General features: G+C 65.1%; 13 protein-coding genes and 2 pseudogenes. 9 read left to right on the top strand and 6 right to left on the bottom strand.

Annotation, left to right across the window (positions count from 1 at the left end):
• Positions 1–184 precede the first annotated feature (184 nt).
• The gene (locus tag PV781_RS23485; RefSeq protein ID WP_274778051.1) at positions 185–868 is read right to left on the bottom strand and encodes a helix-turn-helix domain-containing protein; all 684 of its coding nucleotides are present in this window, start codon (positions 866–868) and stop codon (positions 185–187) included.
• A gap of 219 nt (positions 869–1087) precedes the next feature.
• On the opposite strand from PV781_RS23485, the gene PV781_RS23480 reads away from it, so the two are divergent.
• From PV781_RS23480 to PV781_RS23450, 7 genes are read left to right on the top strand one after another with little or no spacing between them, the layout of a single operon-like run.
• On the top strand, positions 1088–2239 hold the full coding sequence (locus tag PV781_RS23480; protein WP_274778050.1) for a mandelate racemase/muconate lactonizing enzyme family protein: 1152 nt from the start codon (positions 1088–1090) through the stop codon (positions 2237–2239).
• A 36-nt stretch (positions 2240–2275) separates the two neighbouring features.
• Complete coding sequence (locus tag PV781_RS23475) at positions 2276–3295, top strand: TRAP transporter substrate-binding protein (RefSeq protein ID WP_274778049.1); 1020 nt, start codon at positions 2276–2278, stop codon at positions 3293–3295.
• The gene (locus PV781_RS23470) at positions 3292–3822 is read left to right on the top strand and encodes a TRAP transporter small permease subunit (protein WP_274778048.1); all 531 of its coding nucleotides are present in this window, start codon (positions 3292–3294) and stop codon (positions 3820–3822) included. The genes PV781_RS23475 and PV781_RS23470 overlap by 4 nt, the downstream gene beginning before the upstream one ends.
• A gap of 29 nt (positions 3823–3851) precedes the next feature.
• Complete coding sequence (locus tag PV781_RS23465; RefSeq protein WP_274778047.1) at positions 3852–5162, top strand: TRAP transporter large permease; 1311 nt, start codon at positions 3852–3854, stop codon at positions 5160–5162.
• 31 nt (positions 5163–5193) lie between these two features.
• Entirely contained in the window at positions 5194–7263 is a 2070-nt protein-coding gene (locus PV781_RS23460; protein ID WP_274778046.1) for a hydantoinase/oxoprolinase family protein, read from the top strand.
• Positions 7264–7271: 8 nt separating this feature from the next.
• Complete coding sequence (locus tag PV781_RS23455) at positions 7272–8999, top strand: hydantoinase B/oxoprolinase family protein (protein WP_274778045.1); 1728 nt, start codon at positions 7272–7274, stop codon at positions 8997–8999.
• Positions 9000–9016: 17 nt separating this feature from the next.
• Positions 9017–10492: a gamma-glutamyltransferase gene (locus PV781_RS23450; RefSeq protein WP_489667333.1), complete on the top strand. Its 1476-nt coding sequence runs from the start codon at positions 9017–9019 to the stop codon at positions 10490–10492.
• A 151-nt stretch (positions 10493–10643) separates the two neighbouring features.
• On the opposite strand, the gene PV781_RS23445 is transcribed toward PV781_RS23450, so the two are convergent.
• Positions 10644–11579, bottom strand: coding sequence for a LysR family transcriptional regulator (locus tag PV781_RS23445; RefSeq protein ID WP_274778043.1), 936 nt, complete (start codon positions 11577–11579; stop codon positions 10644–10646).
• Between the two features lie 113 nt (positions 11580–11692).
• Between PV781_RS23445 and PV781_RS23440 the strand changes: the two genes are divergently transcribed.
• Both PV781_RS23440 and PV781_RS23435 read left to right on the top strand, forming a co-directional pair.
• Entirely contained in the window at positions 11693–13468 is a 1776-nt protein-coding gene (locus tag PV781_RS23440) for a CocE/NonD family hydrolase (RefSeq protein WP_274778042.1), read from the top strand.
• Positions 13469–13534: 66 nt separating this feature from the next.
• Positions 13535–14521, top strand: a complete 987-nt coding sequence (locus PV781_RS23435; RefSeq protein ID WP_274778041.1) for a Bug family tripartite tricarboxylate transporter substrate binding protein — start codon at positions 13535–13537, stop codon at positions 14519–14521.
• 99 nt (positions 14522–14620) lie between these two features.
• On the opposite strand, the pseudogene PV781_RS23430 reads toward PV781_RS23435, so the two are convergent.
• The 4 genes and pseudogenes from PV781_RS23430 to PV781_RS23415 form a co-directional block, all read right to left on the bottom strand.
• A pseudogene (locus PV781_RS23430) lies at positions 14621–14827 on the bottom strand (IS3 family transposase); the annotation flags it as partial.
• Positions 14823–15460 (bottom strand): annotated as a pseudogene (locus PV781_RS23425) (transposase); the annotation flags it as partial. The pseudogenes PV781_RS23430 and PV781_RS23425, both read right to left, overlap by 5 nt.
• A gap of 130 nt (positions 15461–15590) precedes the next feature.
• Positions 15591–15950, bottom strand: coding sequence for a hypothetical protein (locus PV781_RS23420; RefSeq protein WP_274778040.1), 360 nt, complete (start codon positions 15948–15950; stop codon positions 15591–15593).
• Between the two features lie 14 nt (positions 15951–15964).
• Positions 15965–16258: a TetR/AcrR family transcriptional regulator gene (locus PV781_RS23415; RefSeq protein ID WP_274778039.1), complete on the bottom strand. Its 294-nt coding sequence runs from the start codon at positions 16256–16258 to the stop codon at positions 15965–15967.
• Positions 16259–16395 lie beyond the last annotated feature (137 nt).

Below are 16395 nucleotides of genomic sequence, written 5' to 3'. Positions count from 1 at the left end.
GGATGACCGGAGCCGACGCGCGAATTGGAAAAGGCAGCTTGACCGATCAGCCGCGCAGAGTTCTCACACAGCCTCGGCCCCATACCGGACCTTCAACATGCATTTGCGAAGGTCGGCACATGGCGCGCAGAGGTCCCGTGGCTCGCCCAAGCCAACGCCTGGAATGATGGCAATGCCACGCTCGCTAGGCTGTGGCCTTTTTTCGCGTTTGCCGTCGATCGATCGCGACAACGGGTCGGGCAGAGGCGTTCATGAACGCTGAGAGGTGGCGCTTCCCTTGTTCCGGGTCGTAAGAGATCGAAAGCACGCGCGCGTCTTCGTCGGTCACCGAAACGTAGAGGTGAGCCATCGAGCTATCAAAATAGGCGCTCTCGCCCGCTTCGAGGCGGAAGGGCGCGTAGAATTCGGTGTGCACGTCGATCGCGCCGGACAGGACATAGACGAATTCCTCGCCATTGTGCCGGCTCCAATGGTCGAATTCATCGACCGAGCGGGCCCGCACGACCATCTCCAACGGCACCATCCCCTTGCGCGACAGTTCGGTGGCGTGGGCGCGATAGTCGTATTGGCCGCTGGTGAATCGCGCACCATCCCCACGGCGGGTTGTTGTCTTGCGGCCGAGAACCTGCGTCGGCTCATGCGGAGCGCCGGGCGCGACCAGCTCCTCGATTGGCAACCCCAGACCGTCGCAAATGCGCTTAATGATGTCGAAGGACGGCGAGACCAGTCCGTTCTCGATCTTCGACAAGGCGGATGCCGAAACACCGGTCATCTGGCCAACCGCAGTCAGCGTAAGCTTGCGGTCCTTGCGTGTCCGTCTGAGATGCTGACCGATGTGCTCCCCGGCGTCCTCGAAAGCCTGCGCCACGATCCGTCTCCCCACTCTCCCTCAGAGCCTTCAACATCGATGCGAACCCGACGCACGCGTTCGAAATGGTCCCCCGCGGATGCGGGACACCACTCGCCCACATTTTACGCATTTTGCTCAAAATGCAACCCGGAACACTTTTCGCTAATTTTTTGCTTGAAAGAAATTATTTTCCGAATTTTCCTGTGAGCCAAGATCGCGAACACGAAGAAGCGCCACATGAAGATTTCCGGCATCGAAGCCATCCCGTTCTCTCTTCCGGTGCGGCGGGAGTTCCGCTGGAACGGCCTGTTGCAGGGGCTGGGGCATTTCGTGCTCGTTCGCGTCACCACCGACACCGGCGTCACCGGCCACGGCGAAGCGGTCCCGCTACCGGACTGGGGCGGCGACTTTGGCCGCCGTGCGGGCGAGACCCGCGAGACCGTCCGCGCCATCGTGGAGAGTCAACTGACCCCCGCTCTTGTCGGCCGCGACCCCTGCAACATTGCCGAAGCAGCGGCCGCCATGGAGCGCGTGGTTGTAGGCCACACCTACGCCAAGTGCGCGGTCGAGATGGCCCTTCACGACATCTGGGGCAAAGCCCTTGGCCAGCCGGTCTACCGCCTTCTGGGGGGAGAGGTGCGTGCGCGGGTTCAGGTGGCCCACATGGTGGGGCTGATGCCGCATGAGGATGCCATCGCGGAGGCGGAGGCAGCCGCGGCGGACGGCATCCGAGCGTTGCAGATCAAGGGTGGCGAGAATGCCGAGCGCGACGTTGCTCTCGTTCAGGCCCTGCGGGCGCGCCTCGGCCCCAAGATGTTGCTGCGCCTGGACGCGAACCAGGGCTATGCCAATTCCAAGGCCGCCCTTGCCGTGCTCTCCAGGTTCGCGGCCGACGAACTCTCGTTCGTGGAGCAGCCGGTGTGCGGCCTCACCCACATGGCTGCGGTGACCGGGGGAACCTCCATTCCCGTGGTGGCCGACGAAAGCTGCTGGACACCCCGTGATGCTCTGGATCTCGTCCAGGCCCGCGCGGCGGATTGCATTTCCATCTACCTTGCCAAGGCCGGCGGCCTGCGCGCGGCGGGAGCCGTTGCCGCCATTGCCGAGGCGGCGGGGCTCGCCTGCGACGTTAACGGCTCGATCGAATCCGGTGTGGGCAATGCCGCCAATGTGCATTTCGCCTTGTCGCGCCCAGCGGTGACGCTGCCGGCCGTCATCCCGATTTCAGCTCCTAAGGGCAAGCATCCCTGCCGGGTCGGGGGCGCCTATTTCGACGACGACATTATCGTCGAGGCCTTTCCCTATGCGGCGGGCGGCATACGCCCGCCAGAGGGGCCCGGTCTCGGCATTACCATAGACGAGCACAAGCTCGCATCCTTCCGCCAATGATGCCCGCTTGCGGGACACACCAGAAAGGGAACTGACATGATGCCCGTGACATCTCGCGGCGCCCGCCGCCGCCAAACGCTCGCCGCCGCCCTTTGTACCCTCGTCCTCGCCGCCGCGCCGGCCGTGGCGCAGGTGAAATGGGACATGTCCATGGAGGATCGCGCCAATTCCCTGCCGGGGGAGGGCGCGACCGCATTCGCCGAGGACGTGGCCAAGGCAACAGGCGGCCAGGTGGTCATCACCGTGCACCATGGCGGCGCGCTGGGCTTCAAGAACAAGGACCACCTCAACGCGGTGCGCGACGGCGTCCTGCCGCTCGCCCAGAGTCTCGCCGGGGCCTTCTCTGGGCAGGAGCCGGTTTTCCTCCTCTCGTCGCTGCCCTTTCTGGCGCGCAATCTGGACGAGGCGAAGGTGCTCTATGACGTGGCTCGTCCCGCTTATGAGGCGGCGCTGACGCGGAACGGGCAGAAGCTGCTCTATTCATCGCCCTTTCCGCCCACCGGCATCTGGGCAAAGAAGCCTCTGCGCTCCGTCGACGATCTCAAGGGGCTGAAGATCCGCACGTATGACGTGAACGGGACGATCACGTTCAAGAATCTCGGGGCCGCGCCGCTGCAGGTCAGCTTCAGCGACGTGGTGCCCCAGCTCGGCACCGGCAACCTCGCCGCCGTCCTCACCTCCGCGGATGGCGGGCGCTCGCTGAAACTCTGGGAATTCACGCCGGTGTTCAACGATCTCGGCTATGCCTTCCCACTCAATATCACGGCCGTCAGTGCCGATGCCTTCGGCAAGCTCTCGCCCGAGCAGCAGAAGGCAGTGAGCGCCGCCGCGGCGGCGGCGGAGGCGCGGGACTGGGCCGCCGTGCGCACCTGGGAAGCCAAGAATTACGAAGTGCTGCGGGAGAACAAGACGGAAATCGTCAAGGATGCGCCGCCCGCCTTCATGGATGCGCTGGCCAAGGCTCGCGAGCCCGCCATCAAGGAGTGGCTGGACAAGACCCGCGCCGCTGGAAAGTCGATCCTCGACACCTTCGCCCAGAAGGTGGGGCACCAATGATCGCCGCCGCGCGCCTGCTCGACCGGATTGCCGGGGCGCTGGGCACGGCGGCCCTTGCGGTCGCGGCCGTGATGCTCGCCGTGGCGACCGGGCATATCCTCCTGGAAATCGTCCTGCGCAACGTGTTCGCCACCTCCACCTATGCCGTGGACGAGGTGGTCGGATATGGCGTCGGGGCCATGACGGTGCTCGCCATGGCCGCCACTCTTCGGCGCGGCGAGATGATCCGCGTCCAGCTGGTGCTCGCCCGCCTCCCGCCGGCGGGGCGGCGGGCCGCGGAGATCGGGTGCGCGCTCCTCGCGCTGATCCCGATCCTGCTGCTGACACGCGCCTTCGGCCAGTCCGCCCTGCGCAGCTTCAGGGAGCACAGCGTCAGCACCGGGCTGCTGGAGGTGCCGCTCTGGATTCCCGAGGCCATCTTCACCTTCGGGCTCGGTCTCCTCGCCCTGCAGCTCGCGGCCTATGCGCTGCGCCTTGCCGTCGATTCCGCCGCGACAATTACGGTCGCCGACGTCACGTCCGAATAGTCCGGCCCGCACCGCCGGGGAGCATCCTCATGGGCGCCTACAGCCTCAGCTTCGCCGTGTTCCTGCTGGTCCTCGCTTTCCTCGGGGCGGGCGTCTGGATCTTCGCTGGCATCCTGCTCGTCAGCGTCAGCAGCCTCGTCCTGCTGCTCGACTTTCCCATCGACCGCATCGCCGCGCTGGCCAAGACCGCCGTCTTCCGCAGCTCGACGGGGTGGGAATTGTCGGCCCTTCCCCTGTTCATCTGGATGGGTGAGATCGTGTTCCGCACCGATGTGGCCGAGCGGTTGTTCCGCGGCCTGTCGCCCCTTGCCAACCGCGTTCCGGGCCGCCTGCTGCACACCAATGTCTCCGGGTGCACCCTGTTCGGCGCCGTCTGCGGATCGAGCGCCGCCACGGCCGCCACGGTGGGCAAGATCACCACCAAGGCGCTCGCCCAGCGGGGCTACGACACCGATCTCACCATCGGCTCGCTTGCGGCCGCGGGCAGCCTTGGCCTCTTGATCCCGCCCTCCATCGTGATGATCGTCTATGGCGTTATTGCCGAGGTCTCCATCGCCAAGCTGTTCATCGCAGGCTTCGTGCCCGGCTTCTTCATCGCCGGCGTCTTCTCCTGCTTCATCGCGGTGCGGTGCTGGCTTGATCCCGCCCTCTCCCCCGCCGACGAGACTCGTCTCACCCTCGCCGAGGCGGTGCGCGCGGTGCTGGGGCTCTGGCCGGTGCTGCTCCTGATCATGATCGTTATGGGGTCGATCTATACCGGCATCGCGACCCCGACCGAGGCGGCCGCCGTGGGGGTCGGCGCGACCTTCGCCATCGCAGCGCTGACACGGCAATTGTCGCTGGCGCTGGTCACAGAGTCGGCCCTCGCGGCGGCGCGCAGCTCCTGCATGATCCTGTCCATCATGATCTCTGCCTCGCTGCTGTCCACGACACTCGCCTATCTGCACGTACCCACAGACCTCGCTCATGTGGTGCAGCAGAGCGGGCTCGGGCCCTATCAGCTCATCATCGCCATCGGCATCCTTTACCTGGTGCTTGGGTGCTTCCTGGACGGCGTCTCCATCACGGTCATGACCATGCCAGTGGTGCTTCCGCTCGTCACCGCGGCCGGGTTCGATCCGCTGTGGTTCGGCGTGTTCCTCGTCATCATGGTGGAGCTGGGGCAGATTACCCCTCCGGTGGGCTTCAACCTGTTCGTGCTGCAGGGCCTTACGGGACAGCCCCTGTCGCGCGTTGCCAAGGCGTCGGCACCGTTCGGCCTGCTCATGCTCGCTTGCCTCACGGTGCTGACGGTCTGGCCCGCCATCGTCCTGTGGCTGCCCAACCTGCTTCAGCCCTGACACAATCGCATCCTGTTCCGAAGAGCATTCCATGACCGGCTTTCGCCTCGCCGCCGACATCGGCGGCACCTTCACCGACGTTGCGCTGCTCTCCGACGCGGGCGCGCTGGCCACCGCCAAGGTACCTTCCACGCCGCACGATTACGCGCTGGGCATCCTCGACGGCTGCCGCCAGATCCTCGCGCGGGAGCGCCTACCTGCCTCGGCGATTGCCGAATTCCTCCACGCCTCGACCGTGGCCACGAACGCCATCTTGGAGGGCAAGGGCGCCCGGACGGCACTCATCACCACCGAGGGTTTCCGCGACGTGCTGGAACTGCGGCGCATCCGCGTGCCGCGCCTCTATGAACCGCTTTACCAAAAGCCACAGCCCCTGGTGCCGCGCCGCCACCGTTTCGAGGTGCGCGAGCGCATTGCGGCGGACGGCAGCGTGGTCACCCCCCTTGACGAGACGGCGTTCGACGCCATCGCCGCCGCCATCGCCACGGCGGGTATCGAGGCGGTGGCGGTGTGCTTCCTGAATGCCTTCACCAATCCGGCCCACGAGCGCCGCGCCGGCGAACTTCTGCGTGCCCTGCTGCCCGGACGCTTCATTACCCTCTCCGTGGATGTTCTGCCCGAGGTGCGCGAGTACGAGCGCACCAGCACCACCGTCATCAATGCCTATGTGGGGCCGCCGGTGGAGGCCTATCTCGCCTCGCTGGGTCGGCAGCTCGCCGGCGAGGGCATCGCCGCGCCGCTGCGGATGATGCAGTCGAGCGGCGGCCTGCTCGACATTGCGTCGGTAATCGCAAAGCCGGCGCAGGTGGTCGAGAGCGGTCCCGCCGCAGGGGTGATCGGCGCGGCCCGGCTGGGGGCGCTGTCAGGCTATCGGGACATCATCACCCTCGACATGGGTGGGACCACCGCCAAGGCCGCCGTGATCGAGAAGGGGCGTCACGTTTCCACGGACGAATACGAGGTCGGGGGCGGCATCTCCCTCTCCAGCCGGCTGGTGAAGGGGGGCGGATATGCCCTCAAGCTGCCGGTGATCGACGTCTCCGAGGTTGGCGCCGGCGGCGGGTCGCTGATCTGGCGGGATGCGACCGGCCATCTGAAGGTGGGGCCGCACAGTGCAGGCGCCTGGCCGGGGCCGGCTTGCTATGGCCGTGGCGGCACCGCGCCCACCGTCACCGACGCCAATGTGGTTCTTGGCTATCTCAATCCCACGGCCATCGCCGGCGGCACCGTTGCCATCGATGCCGCCGCTGCCCGCGCGGCACTCGCATCGGTCGCGAACGGACGCGACGTCGAGGAACTGGCTTACGGCGTCGTGCAACTGGCGGCCACTACGATGATGCGCGCGGTCAAGGCCGTGACCACCTATCGCGGGCGCGACCCGCGCGACTTCGCCCTGTTCGCCTTCGGCGGCGGGGGTGGGCTCTATGCCGCGGATCTCGCGCGTGCCCTCGGCATCCGCACGGTGGTCGTGCCGCCCGCGGCGGGTGTGTTCAGCGCGGTGGGGTTGCTGTTCGCGGATCTGGAGCTGGCGCTGTCGCGCGGCTATCTGCGTCGTCTCGCGACCGCACCGGGGGAGGAGGTGGACGGCATCTTCAGGGAGCTGGAGGCCGCCGCCGTCGCCGAGCTGAAAGTCGGGCGGGACCAAGTGGTCTCCCAACGGCGGATCGACGTTCGCTATGCCGGCCAGGCGTTCGAGCTTTCCGTAGAGGTGCCGCAGCACGCAGAGTCGCTGGGCTTCGACCGGATCGCTCGGACATTCGATGCCGAGCATGAGGCGACCTATGGCCACCGCCTGCCGCCCGAGCATCCCAAGGAGATCGTCGCCTTGCGCGTAACGGCGAGTGTGCCGCCGGCGTGCCCGCCGATGCTCGATGCCGATGGGCTGATGGCGCGTGCGCCACGCATGCCCGAGAGCCGGCGGCCGGTCTTCTTCGGCGCGCTCGGCCGGCACGACACGGCGGTGATCGGACGCGCCGATCTCACGGCGGAGGCGCGTCAGGGTCCCCTCGTGATTGAGGAATATGAAGGCACTTCCGTGGTGCCGCCGGATTGCGCTGCCCGTCTCGACGGGCATGGCAACGTGGTCATCTCGGTCGGGTGAGGGCAACAATGGACGACAGCATCGATTCCCTGCTCCTCGAGATCATCCGCAACGGTTTCAGCACCGTCGCCGACGAGATGGCGCTCATCCTGATGCGCTCGGCGCACTCCATGATCGTGCGCGATTCCATGGATTACTCGACCGCCATCTGCGACGCCGAAGGGCGCATCGTGGGGCAGGGGCTGACCACGCCCATGCACCTCGGCAGCTTCTATGATGCCATGCGCCATCTGATCGGCCAGTTTGAGGGGCGGATCCGGGAGGGCGACCTCTATATCGGCAACGACCCCTATCTCGCCTCGGGCCAGCATCTGCCGGATATCTACATCATCGCCCCCATTTTTCATGACGGGATGTTGGAAGGCTTCGCCACCACCATCGCCCACCATGCCGATGTCGGGGGGATCGTGGCCGGCAGCAATTCCATCGGCGCCACGGAGATCTACCAGGAGGGACTGCGGCTTCCGTTCCTCAAGCTCTGGGATGCTGGCGCGGAGAACGGCGCAATTCTCGACATCGTGCGGGCCAATGTCCGGGTGCCGGAGAAGGTGATCGGCGACCTGAAGGCGCAGATCGCCGCCTGCCGCGCCGGAATTCGCGGCTATGGCGAACTCTTCGCCCGCTACGGGTCCGCCACCGTGCGGCGCTACATCGAGGCGCTGCACGATTACGCCGAGGCTCTCGCCCGGCTCCAGATCGAGGCGATGCCCGACGGGGTCTACAGCTTCGAGGACAGGATCGACGGCCTCGGTGAAAACCCCGCACCCATCGTGCTGAAGGTGACCGTCACCATCTCCGGCAGCGACGTGACCACCGATTGGACCGGCACGGCGGAACAGGTGAAGGGGGGCATCAATGCGCCGCTCTCGTTCCTCAAGTCGAACGTTTACGCCGCGCTGCGCTCGGTGATGAGCGAGGACGTGCCCAATTGCCACGGCTTCACCCGTGCCATCCATGTCGTCGCGCCGGCTGGAACGCTGGTCAATGCCACCCACCCCGCGCCCTGCGGCGCGCGGGGCATCACCGGCTACCGCATCGCCGACTGCCTGTTCGGTGCCCTGGCCCAGGCGGTGCCGGAGCGGGTCACGGCGGACGGGGCCGGCGGCTCGACCTTGCCGACCATCGCCGGCTGGCGGGATGGCGAGCCGTTCGTATTCTCCGAATGCGTCATGGGCACGTGGGGCGCGGCGCAGGGCCACGACGGTCAGTCCGGTGTTCCGCACATGTGCTCCAACCAGTCCAACGTGCCCATCGAGATGATCGAGGCGGAATACCCGATCCGCATCGAGCGCTATGGCTACGTGGCCGACACCGCGGGACCCGGGCGCCAGCGGGGTGGCCTCGGCCTCGTGCGCGAGTATCGCACCCTCGCCACCGGCCTTTCGCTCTCGGTGCGTGCCGACAAGCAGGATTTCCCGCCCCACGGCCTCGAGGGCGGCGAGAAGGGTGCGCCCTGCTCAAGCGTGCTCAATCCCGGTAGCAACGCCCGCACGCTGCCCATGCTGTTCACCGCCCCGGTGCCGCTGGATGCCGGCGACCTGTTCCGCCATGTTATGGCGGGCGGCGGCGGCTTCGGGCCTGCTTTGGAGCGCGATCCCGAGGCGGTCCTGGCCGACGTGATCGATGGGCTTGTAACCGTGGAAGGTGCACGGCGAGACTATGGTGTCATCATTGCCGGCACCCCGCTGGCTGTTGATCGGGCCTCCACCCTTGCATTGCGCTCCGCCGCCGCCTGACCGGGAGGGATGCGACTTTGACCCTACTGCCGGATTCCTATTCCTCCCACATCCGCCCCGCGCTGAGAGGCGCGCGAGCCGCCGTTTCAACCGCTCACCCGCTGGCCAACTCCGCCGCGCTGGAGGTGCTGGCGGAAGGCGGAAATGCCGCGGATGCGTCTATTGCTGCGCAGGCGGTCATCGCCGTGCTCATGCCGGAAGCCGCCGGGCTCGGCGGCGACGGCTTCTTTCTCGTGCGGTCTCCGGACGGTTCCATAACGGCCGTGAATGCCGCTGGCGCCGCCCCCGCAGGTCTGGAGGGGCCGATCGGCGACGACGGAAGCAGCGTGACCGTTCCGGGGCTGGTTATGGGCTGGTCCAATGTTGCGCGCCTCTTCGGGGCGCTTCCGCTCGCCCGCTCGCTCGCACCCGCCCAGCGCCTCGCAGCATCCGGCGGCCCGGTGCGGGCTGAAACGGTTCGTGCGGTCGCCACCCAGAAGGCGCGCCTCATGCGGGGCGGTGCCGAAAGTTGGCCGTATTTCAATACAGTAGAAGGCGCCCGCCTTTGCCAGCCTGTGCTTGCCGCAACCTTGCATGGCATCGGTATGCACGGTGCCGAGTGGTTCTATCAAGGTCCCTTGGCGCGGGCGATGACCTCCACCGTTCAGGCCCGACGCGGCACCCTTGCCGTCGGCGATCTGGCTGCCCATGACAGCGTTGTCACCCGTCCGTTGTCGCTGGACTGCAATGGCGTTCGCGTCCACGTGCAGCCGCCCATGTCGCAGGGTATCCTCCTGCTGATGGCCCTCAAGGCCTACGCGGGTTTGGCACCGCCCGCCGGGACGCGCGAACATGCCCTGATTGAGCTCACGCAGGCGGCTTTCGCCTTCCGAGACCGTGCCGGCGAGGGACCGGCTCTCTTGTCCGAGCCGATGCCGATCGATCTCTCGAAGGCAAGTCTGCGAGGAGGGCCGCGGAGCTATCTGCATACTGCCGGCGTGGCCACGGCCGATGCGCAGGGCATGGTGGTCTCGTCGCTCGTCTCGGTCTTCGACGATTTCGGCTCCGCCATTCATGTGCCCGAGGGCGGCTTCGTGCTGAACAACCGGGCGGTGGGGTTCACCGCCGCGCCCAACCATGCCCGGCCGTCGGCGCTCCCGGTTCATACGCTCGCACCCATCCTGGTGGAGGGGCAGGACGCCTGCTTCGCGCTCGCGACCCCCGGCGCCGACGGGCAGGTGCAGACTCTCCTCCAGATCCTCATGCGGGTCTTCGAGGAAGGGCAGGGGCTGCCGGCAGCCATCGACGGACCGCGCTGGCGGAGCGAGGACGGTCGGCTGCTGGTGGAAAGCGACCATCCTGCGCGCGCAGCGCTGCAGGGCTTCGGCCACAAGGTGGTCCCTACGCCCGCTGGGGATACGCGCTTCGGCGCCGTCGTTTGTGCCGGTCTGGCAGGCGCGAGTCCATTCGCGGTTTCGGACTGGCGGCGGGAGACATGGTCCTCCGCTTGCTAGAGCGCGATCATCAGGTTGAATCAATCTGATCGGTGAATCGCGCTCTAACTCATTGATGGAGAATGCGGGGTCCGATCAGCCTGCGGTGCGCTCAGATCGGCGCATGCTCTAGCGATCTTGCATCCTATTGAACGCGCGGCTGGTCGCACCTCTATCGAGCGGTCGTCGCCATCGTGATGTTGCCGCTCGCCGCCCTGCTCGCGGCGCCAAGATGCTCCAAGAGGAGCTGGCGGAACAGCAACAACGCGCGCGATGGTGCCCTGTCTGCGCGATGGGCGAGGTGGCGTGATATGGCGAGCCCTTCGACCGGCGCGCCCAGCAATTCGCAGCCCGCGATCTCTCGATGCACGCCGGAGTAAGGCGAAACGGTGCTTCCCACGCCGCGAGCGACGAGCTTCTTCATGACGTCGATGGATTCGACCTCGATCACCACATCAAGGCGGATGCCATGGGAGGCGGCTGTCGCGTCAAGAAGCCGGCGGGTCGTATTGCTCTGCCCCGGCTGGACGAGCGGGATGCCCGCGAGATCGCGCACTGCGACTTCTTTCCGGCCGCGGACCTGTCCCGCCGCCTCCGGCGCCTGCACCAGCCAGAGCAACTCATCGCAGATATGGATCTTCGCGATCATCGGGTTCTGATCAAGCCCGGTGATGAGCGCGAGGTCGAGGTCGTCCTGGAGCAGCTTTTCGCTAAGATCCTGACTGTATCCCTCAACGAGGCTCACCGCGACATTCCCATGGGCCGCGCGGAAGGCAATGACGGTGTCGAGGCCGATCAGGTCTCCGAGGGAGGGAGGAAAGCCGACCCTTAACCTGCCCGAAACATCGGCGCTTGTCGCGATGACATCAGCCTTCGTATGCGTGAGGACATGGAAGACAGCCTCCGCCCCCTCGAACAGGCGTCTTCCAGCGTCGGTCGGATCCGTGCCGCGGCTGTGGCGGTAGAACAGATCGACCCCGAGTTCGGCCTCGAGCAGCCTGATCTGTCGGGTTACCGCCGACTGCGCCACGCATAACGCGGCCGCCGCCTTGGTGACGCTGCGCAGTTCCACCACACGCATGAAGTATCTGAGTTGGACGAGATCCATTGAGTCCTCCTGGCCCATCTCAATTTTAGATCGATTGCATCTCGCAGCAATATTTTACATGCGCGACGCGATCTGTTGTTTTTCGGTCGACTGGTTGAAAATCTGGAGCGCCAATGAACAATCATCTGTCTTCGCGCCCCTCATCCTCAACCTGTGTTGTCGAGGGAGAGAACGGCCCGTTCCAGATTGAATGGGACGCACCCATCGAAATGGCTGATGGTATCGTACTGCGCGCCGACATTTTCCGGCCGGTCGGCGACGGACAATATCCCGTGCTGCTCAGCTATGGCCCTTATGGGAAGGGATTGGCCTTCCAGGACGGCTACCCGTCCGCATGGGACATCATGCTGAAGGAGCACCCCGACGCGGCGGCCGGCTCGGGAAACAAGTTCCAGAACTGGGAGGTGGCGGATCCGGAGAAGTGGATCCATCACGGCTATATCTGCATCCGGGTCGACTCACGCGGGGCCGGTCGCTCACCGGGCGTGCTCGACGTGCATTCGGAGCGTGAGATCGATGATCTCGTCGCCTGCATCGAATGGGCCGCCGTGCAGCCCTGGTCGAACGGCAAGGTGGGGCTGGCCGGGATATCCTATTATGCCACCAACCAATGGCGCGCCGCCGCCAAGCGTCCCCCACACCTTGCCGCCATTTGCGTGTGGGAGGGCTACAATGACCGCTATCGCGAATCCGCACGACATGGCGGCATCCTCTGCTCCTTCACCAAGAATTGGCAGCAGATGCAGGTCCTCAGCGTCCAGCACGGCCTGGGCGCGAACGGGCCGCGGAGCGCTTTCACCGGCGAACTGGTCTGTGGCCCAGAGACCCTCACGCCGCAAGAGCTGGCCGCCAATCGTCGAGACATCTCCTCCCAGCTCTCCGAGCACCGACTCGACGACGATTTCTACAAAGCCCGGACGCCCGTTCTGGAAGACATTCAGATTCCCCTCCTGTCCGCGGCAAACTGGGGTGGGCACGGCTTGCACACGCGCGGCAATTTCGAGGGCTATCTGAGGGCGGGCAGCCGGCAGAAATGGCTGGAAGTGCATGGCGGGGCGCATTGGGCCGGTTTCTATACCGACTACGGCGTCGAGCTGCAGCGTCGCTTCTTCGATCACTTCCTCAAAGGCGAGGATAATGGGTGGCAGGATCAGCCACCGATCCAGCTTCAGATCCGCCATCCCAACGGTACATTCACCCAGCGGTATGAAGAGGCGTGGCCAATCCCGCGTACGCGCTGGACGCGCTTTTACCTCGACCCGGTGACGATGGCCTTGTCTCCCACGCCTCCGGCCCTATCGGGCGTGGTTACATACGAAGCAATGGGCCGGGGTCTGACGTTCCTTTCGGCCCCCTTTGAGTCCGAGACGGAAATCACCGGCCCGTCAGCCGCAACGCTGCGCTGCTCGTCTACGACCAGCGATGCAGATCTGTTCCTCGTGCTGCGATTGTTTGCGCCGGACGGCTCGGAAGTGGTGATGCGCGGGGCCATCGATCCCCACGCGCCGATCGCCCAGGGCTGGCTGCGCGCCTCGCATCGGCGGACCGATCCCGAGCGCAGCATGCCGTGGCGGCCCTATCACCTGCATGACCGCGAGGAGGCTCTCACCCCTGGCGTCCCGGTGGATGTCGAGGTGGAGATCTGGCCGACCTCCATCATCGTGCCGAAGGGCTATCGGATCGGACTGAGCATTCGCGGACGCGACTACGAATATGAGGGCCCGGCTGCGAGCCTCTCCAACATGAAGAATCCGATGCGCGGCTGCGGGCCCTTCATCCATGACGACCCGCAGGACCGCCCGACCGAAATCTTCGCCGGCCATGTTTCGATCCATGTGGAGGCCGGAAATCCGGCCTTCCTGACCCTTCCCGTCGTGCCGCCCGTCTGAAACCGAGGCACCAAGAACCGCTGCGCCTCACCTGCGGAGAGCGCGAGAAGACCTGAGGAGGAACCCATGTCCCGCCTGGCGAAGATCGCACTCGCGATGCTTGCCGTCCTGCTCGTCACGCCCATTTCCCGGGCTTGGAGCCAGGACGAGCCGTTCCCGACCCGCATGGTGCGAATCGTCGTGCCTTTCCCGGCCGGGGGCAATTCCGACATCATGACCCGGGTATTGGCGAAGAAGCTGTCGGAGATCTGGCGCCAGCCGGTCATCGTGGATAACAAGCCGGGGGGTGACACCCTGATCGGCACGTCGGACGTCATCCGCGCCCCGGGCGATGGCTATACGATCCTCAACAACATCTCCCAGATTATCCAGAACACGTTCTTGAAAAAGAACATGCCATTTGACACCTTCAAAGAGCTGCGGCCCCTGATTGTGGCGACCGAGACTTCGATGTATTTCGTGGTCAGCCGACAGGATGGCGCCATTCCGGCAGATCTGGCGACCTTTGTCGCACAGTCCAAGCGACCCGACTCCCACAAGACCTTTGGCTCGTTCGGGTACGGCTCGACAGGGCAGCTCCTGCTCCTGAAGCTGATCGAGACGACATCAGCAAAGGTCGACGACATCCCCTTCAAGGGCAATCGCGACATCATCCTACAACTGCTCAACGGGGAGATCTCGTCGTCCTTCCTTCCCTTCAGCGCGTTCGCGCCCTATATCGACCAGCAGAAGCTAAAGGCAGTGGCGGCGACTGGCGCGGCGCGGTCCGCCGTTCTGCCCGACGTGCCGACGTTCGAAGAGCAGGGCGTCGCGGGCTTCACCGGCACCAATTGGAACGGCTTCTTCGTGTCGGCCAAAACCCCGCCCAAGGTGGTCGAGAAGCTATCTGCAGGTTTCAACCAAGTTCTTAAAGATCCGGAGGTCATCGAGACGTTGAAGGCGCTTGGCCTGACGCCAGTGGGAGGGGATCCGGCGAAGTTCCAAGCCTATATAGACAACGAGACGGAATGGCTGAGATCTCTCGTGGCAACTACGGGCCTCCAGCCCCAGTGACCTTGGCCGGATGAAGAGCGGCAGCAGGCGCCTGCTTTGCGCTCCCATTTTGGACGTTAGTGAACCGCCCCGGGTTTGCCGGAGGCCGGATTGTTTGAGTCACGCAGCCATAGCGGACGGCGCGAGCGTGGCATGGTATGCGGCCTCGGCTTCGGCGGGCGGGATATTGCCGATAGGCTCAAGGAGCCCTCGGTTGTTGAACCAGTCGACCCATTCAAGCGTGGCGTACTCGACAGCCTCGTAGTTCCGCCAAGGCCCTCGTCGATGGATGACCTCGGCCTTGTAGAGGCCGTTGATCGTTATGGCGGCTGTCGGTCGTCCGCGTGCGCCTTGGCACGGCGGCGAGGCCCCGGATGCCGGCGCGGCGCATGAGCCGCTCGATCCGGGACCGGCCCACGCGCCGACAGTGCCCCCTCAGGACCGCATGGATCCGGGGCGCGCCATAAGTCCCGCTGCTCTGCGCGTGGATCAGCCGGATGTCATCGGTGAGCGTCCGGTTGGTCTGTGCCCGCAAGCTCTCGGGCCGGGCGCGCCAGGCATAATAGCCGCTGGCTGACAGCCCGAGGGCCGCGCACATCACGCGAACCGGCCACACAGCGCGATGCTCATCGACGAACCCGAACGTCATCGGGAGGCCGCTCCGAAGATGAGCGCGGCTTTTTATAGGATGTCGCGCTCCATCCGCAACCGCTCGTTCTCCCGCCTGAGCCGGGCGTTCTCCGCAGCGAGGTCCGCCGGCGACGGGGCCGCCGCCTGCGGGATCGGGCGCCGCGCCGGCCCCGTCGCCTGTGGTTCGAGATCTCTCACCCACCGTCGCAGAACCGTCTCGTGCAGCCCCAGGTCCTGCGCCACCTGCCCGGCGGACAGACCGCTGGAGGTCACCCGGTCAACCGCCTCCCGCTTGAACGCCTCTGGAAAAAACCGACACCGTGCGCCCATCGAACACTCCTGTGAAGCTCACAAAAGCTAACATGGGTGTCGAGAAAGACGGGGGAAGATCAGGCGGTTGAAATAGCCGGGCGACAGCTTCTTCACTTGTGTCGACCTGATGAATATTAAGCTTCCGAACCTATCGTAGGGCGAAGCCGCTTTCGAAGATTGCGAGCTCCGTGCGCAATCGTACGATGCCCTCATTTAAATCCTGGGCCGGTTCCGCGATCCACCGCCGGAGCTCGACTTGGAAAATCGCGAAAGCGATCCAACCGAGCGTGTCGGCGTCGACATCCTGCCTCACGGTTCCGGCCTTCATTCCGAAACGGAACGGCTGGGAGATGAGATTCATCAGCCGCACCCTGTTCTGCCTGTAGCGCGTTGCCTGCTGGCCGCTGCCATAGAACAGCATCTCACGCAGGATGATGCGAGACAATTCGGGCTGCCGGCCGAAGAACTCGTAGTGTGGTTCGAAAATTGAAATGAGGTTATCATTCACACCTTTGTGTGGATTTAGGTTTTTGATGCCGTTTCGACAATGTTTTCCAAATCCCGATTATAAACAAGAAATAAAAGATCGCGCTTGTCGTTCGCATAATTGAACAGGGTTCCGATGCCGACACTCGCGCGCACTGCAATCTCGCGCGTCGTTGTATCGTCAAACCCCTTTTCGATGAACAGTTGAGTGGCGGATTCCTTGATGCGCTGCAACTTGTCGATCTTGTTTCGGGCACGCTGGCCGGATGCCGCCGGCCGGTCAGAACTGTCCGCGCCGTCAGCGTTCGCTGGCCCCTGCCGAAGCTGCATGGTGGAAGTCTCCCGTTGCCAAGACACTGAAAACAAGACTCCCGTCATATAGGGGAAGCTGGGCGACGACCAGTCGCGCGACTTAACCCGAACAGGGAAATGGCAACTGCGTCTCATGGGTGCACCATTGGATATGC

This window comes from Aquabacter sediminis (assembly GCF_028863665.1).
Lineage (GTDB): Bacteria > Pseudomonadota > Alphaproteobacteria > Rhizobiales > Xanthobacteraceae > L1I39.
The sequence above is the reverse complement of the archived record's forward strand: the minus strand, read 5'-3'. Positions and strand labels throughout refer to the sequence as shown.

What these genes read in the sequence shown, in the direction of transcription:
- PV781_RS23480 (WP_274778050.1), top strand. Translation starts at nt 1,088, where the DNA reads ATGAAGATTTCCGGCATCGAAGCCATCCCGTTCTCTCTTCCGGTGCGG.
- PV781_RS23475 (WP_274778049.1), top strand. Translation starts at nt 2,276, where the DNA reads ATGATGCCCGTGACATCTCGCGGCGCCCGCCGCCGCCAAACGCTCGCC.
- PV781_RS23470 (WP_274778048.1), top strand. Translation starts at nt 3,292, where the DNA reads ATGATCGCCGCCGCGCGCCTGCTCGACCGGATTGCCGGGGCGCTGGGC.
- PV781_RS23465 (WP_274778047.1), top strand. Translation starts at nt 3,852, where the DNA reads ATGGGCGCCTACAGCCTCAGCTTCGCCGTGTTCCTGCTGGTCCTCGCT.
- PV781_RS23460 (WP_274778046.1), top strand. Translation starts at nt 5,194, where the DNA reads ATGACCGGCTTTCGCCTCGCCGCCGACATCGGCGGCACCTTCACCGAC.
- PV781_RS23455 (WP_274778045.1), top strand. Translation starts at nt 7,272, where the DNA reads ATGGACGACAGCATCGATTCCCTGCTCCTCGAGATCATCCGCAACGGT.
- PV781_RS23445 (WP_274778043.1), bottom strand. Translation starts at nt 11,579, where the DNA reads ATGGATCTCGTCCAACTCAGATACTTCATGCGTGTGGTGGAACTGCGC.
- PV781_RS23440 (WP_274778042.1), top strand. Translation starts at nt 11,693, where the DNA reads ATGAACAATCATCTGTCTTCGCGCCCCTCATCCTCAACCTGTGTTGTC.
- PV781_RS23435 (WP_274778041.1), top strand. Translation starts at nt 13,535, where the DNA reads ATGTCCCGCCTGGCGAAGATCGCACTCGCGATGCTTGCCGTCCTGCTC.
- PV781_RS23415 (WP_274778039.1), bottom strand. Translation starts at nt 16,258, where the DNA reads ATGCAGCTTCGGCAGGGGCCAGCGAACGCTGACGGCGCGGACAGTTCT.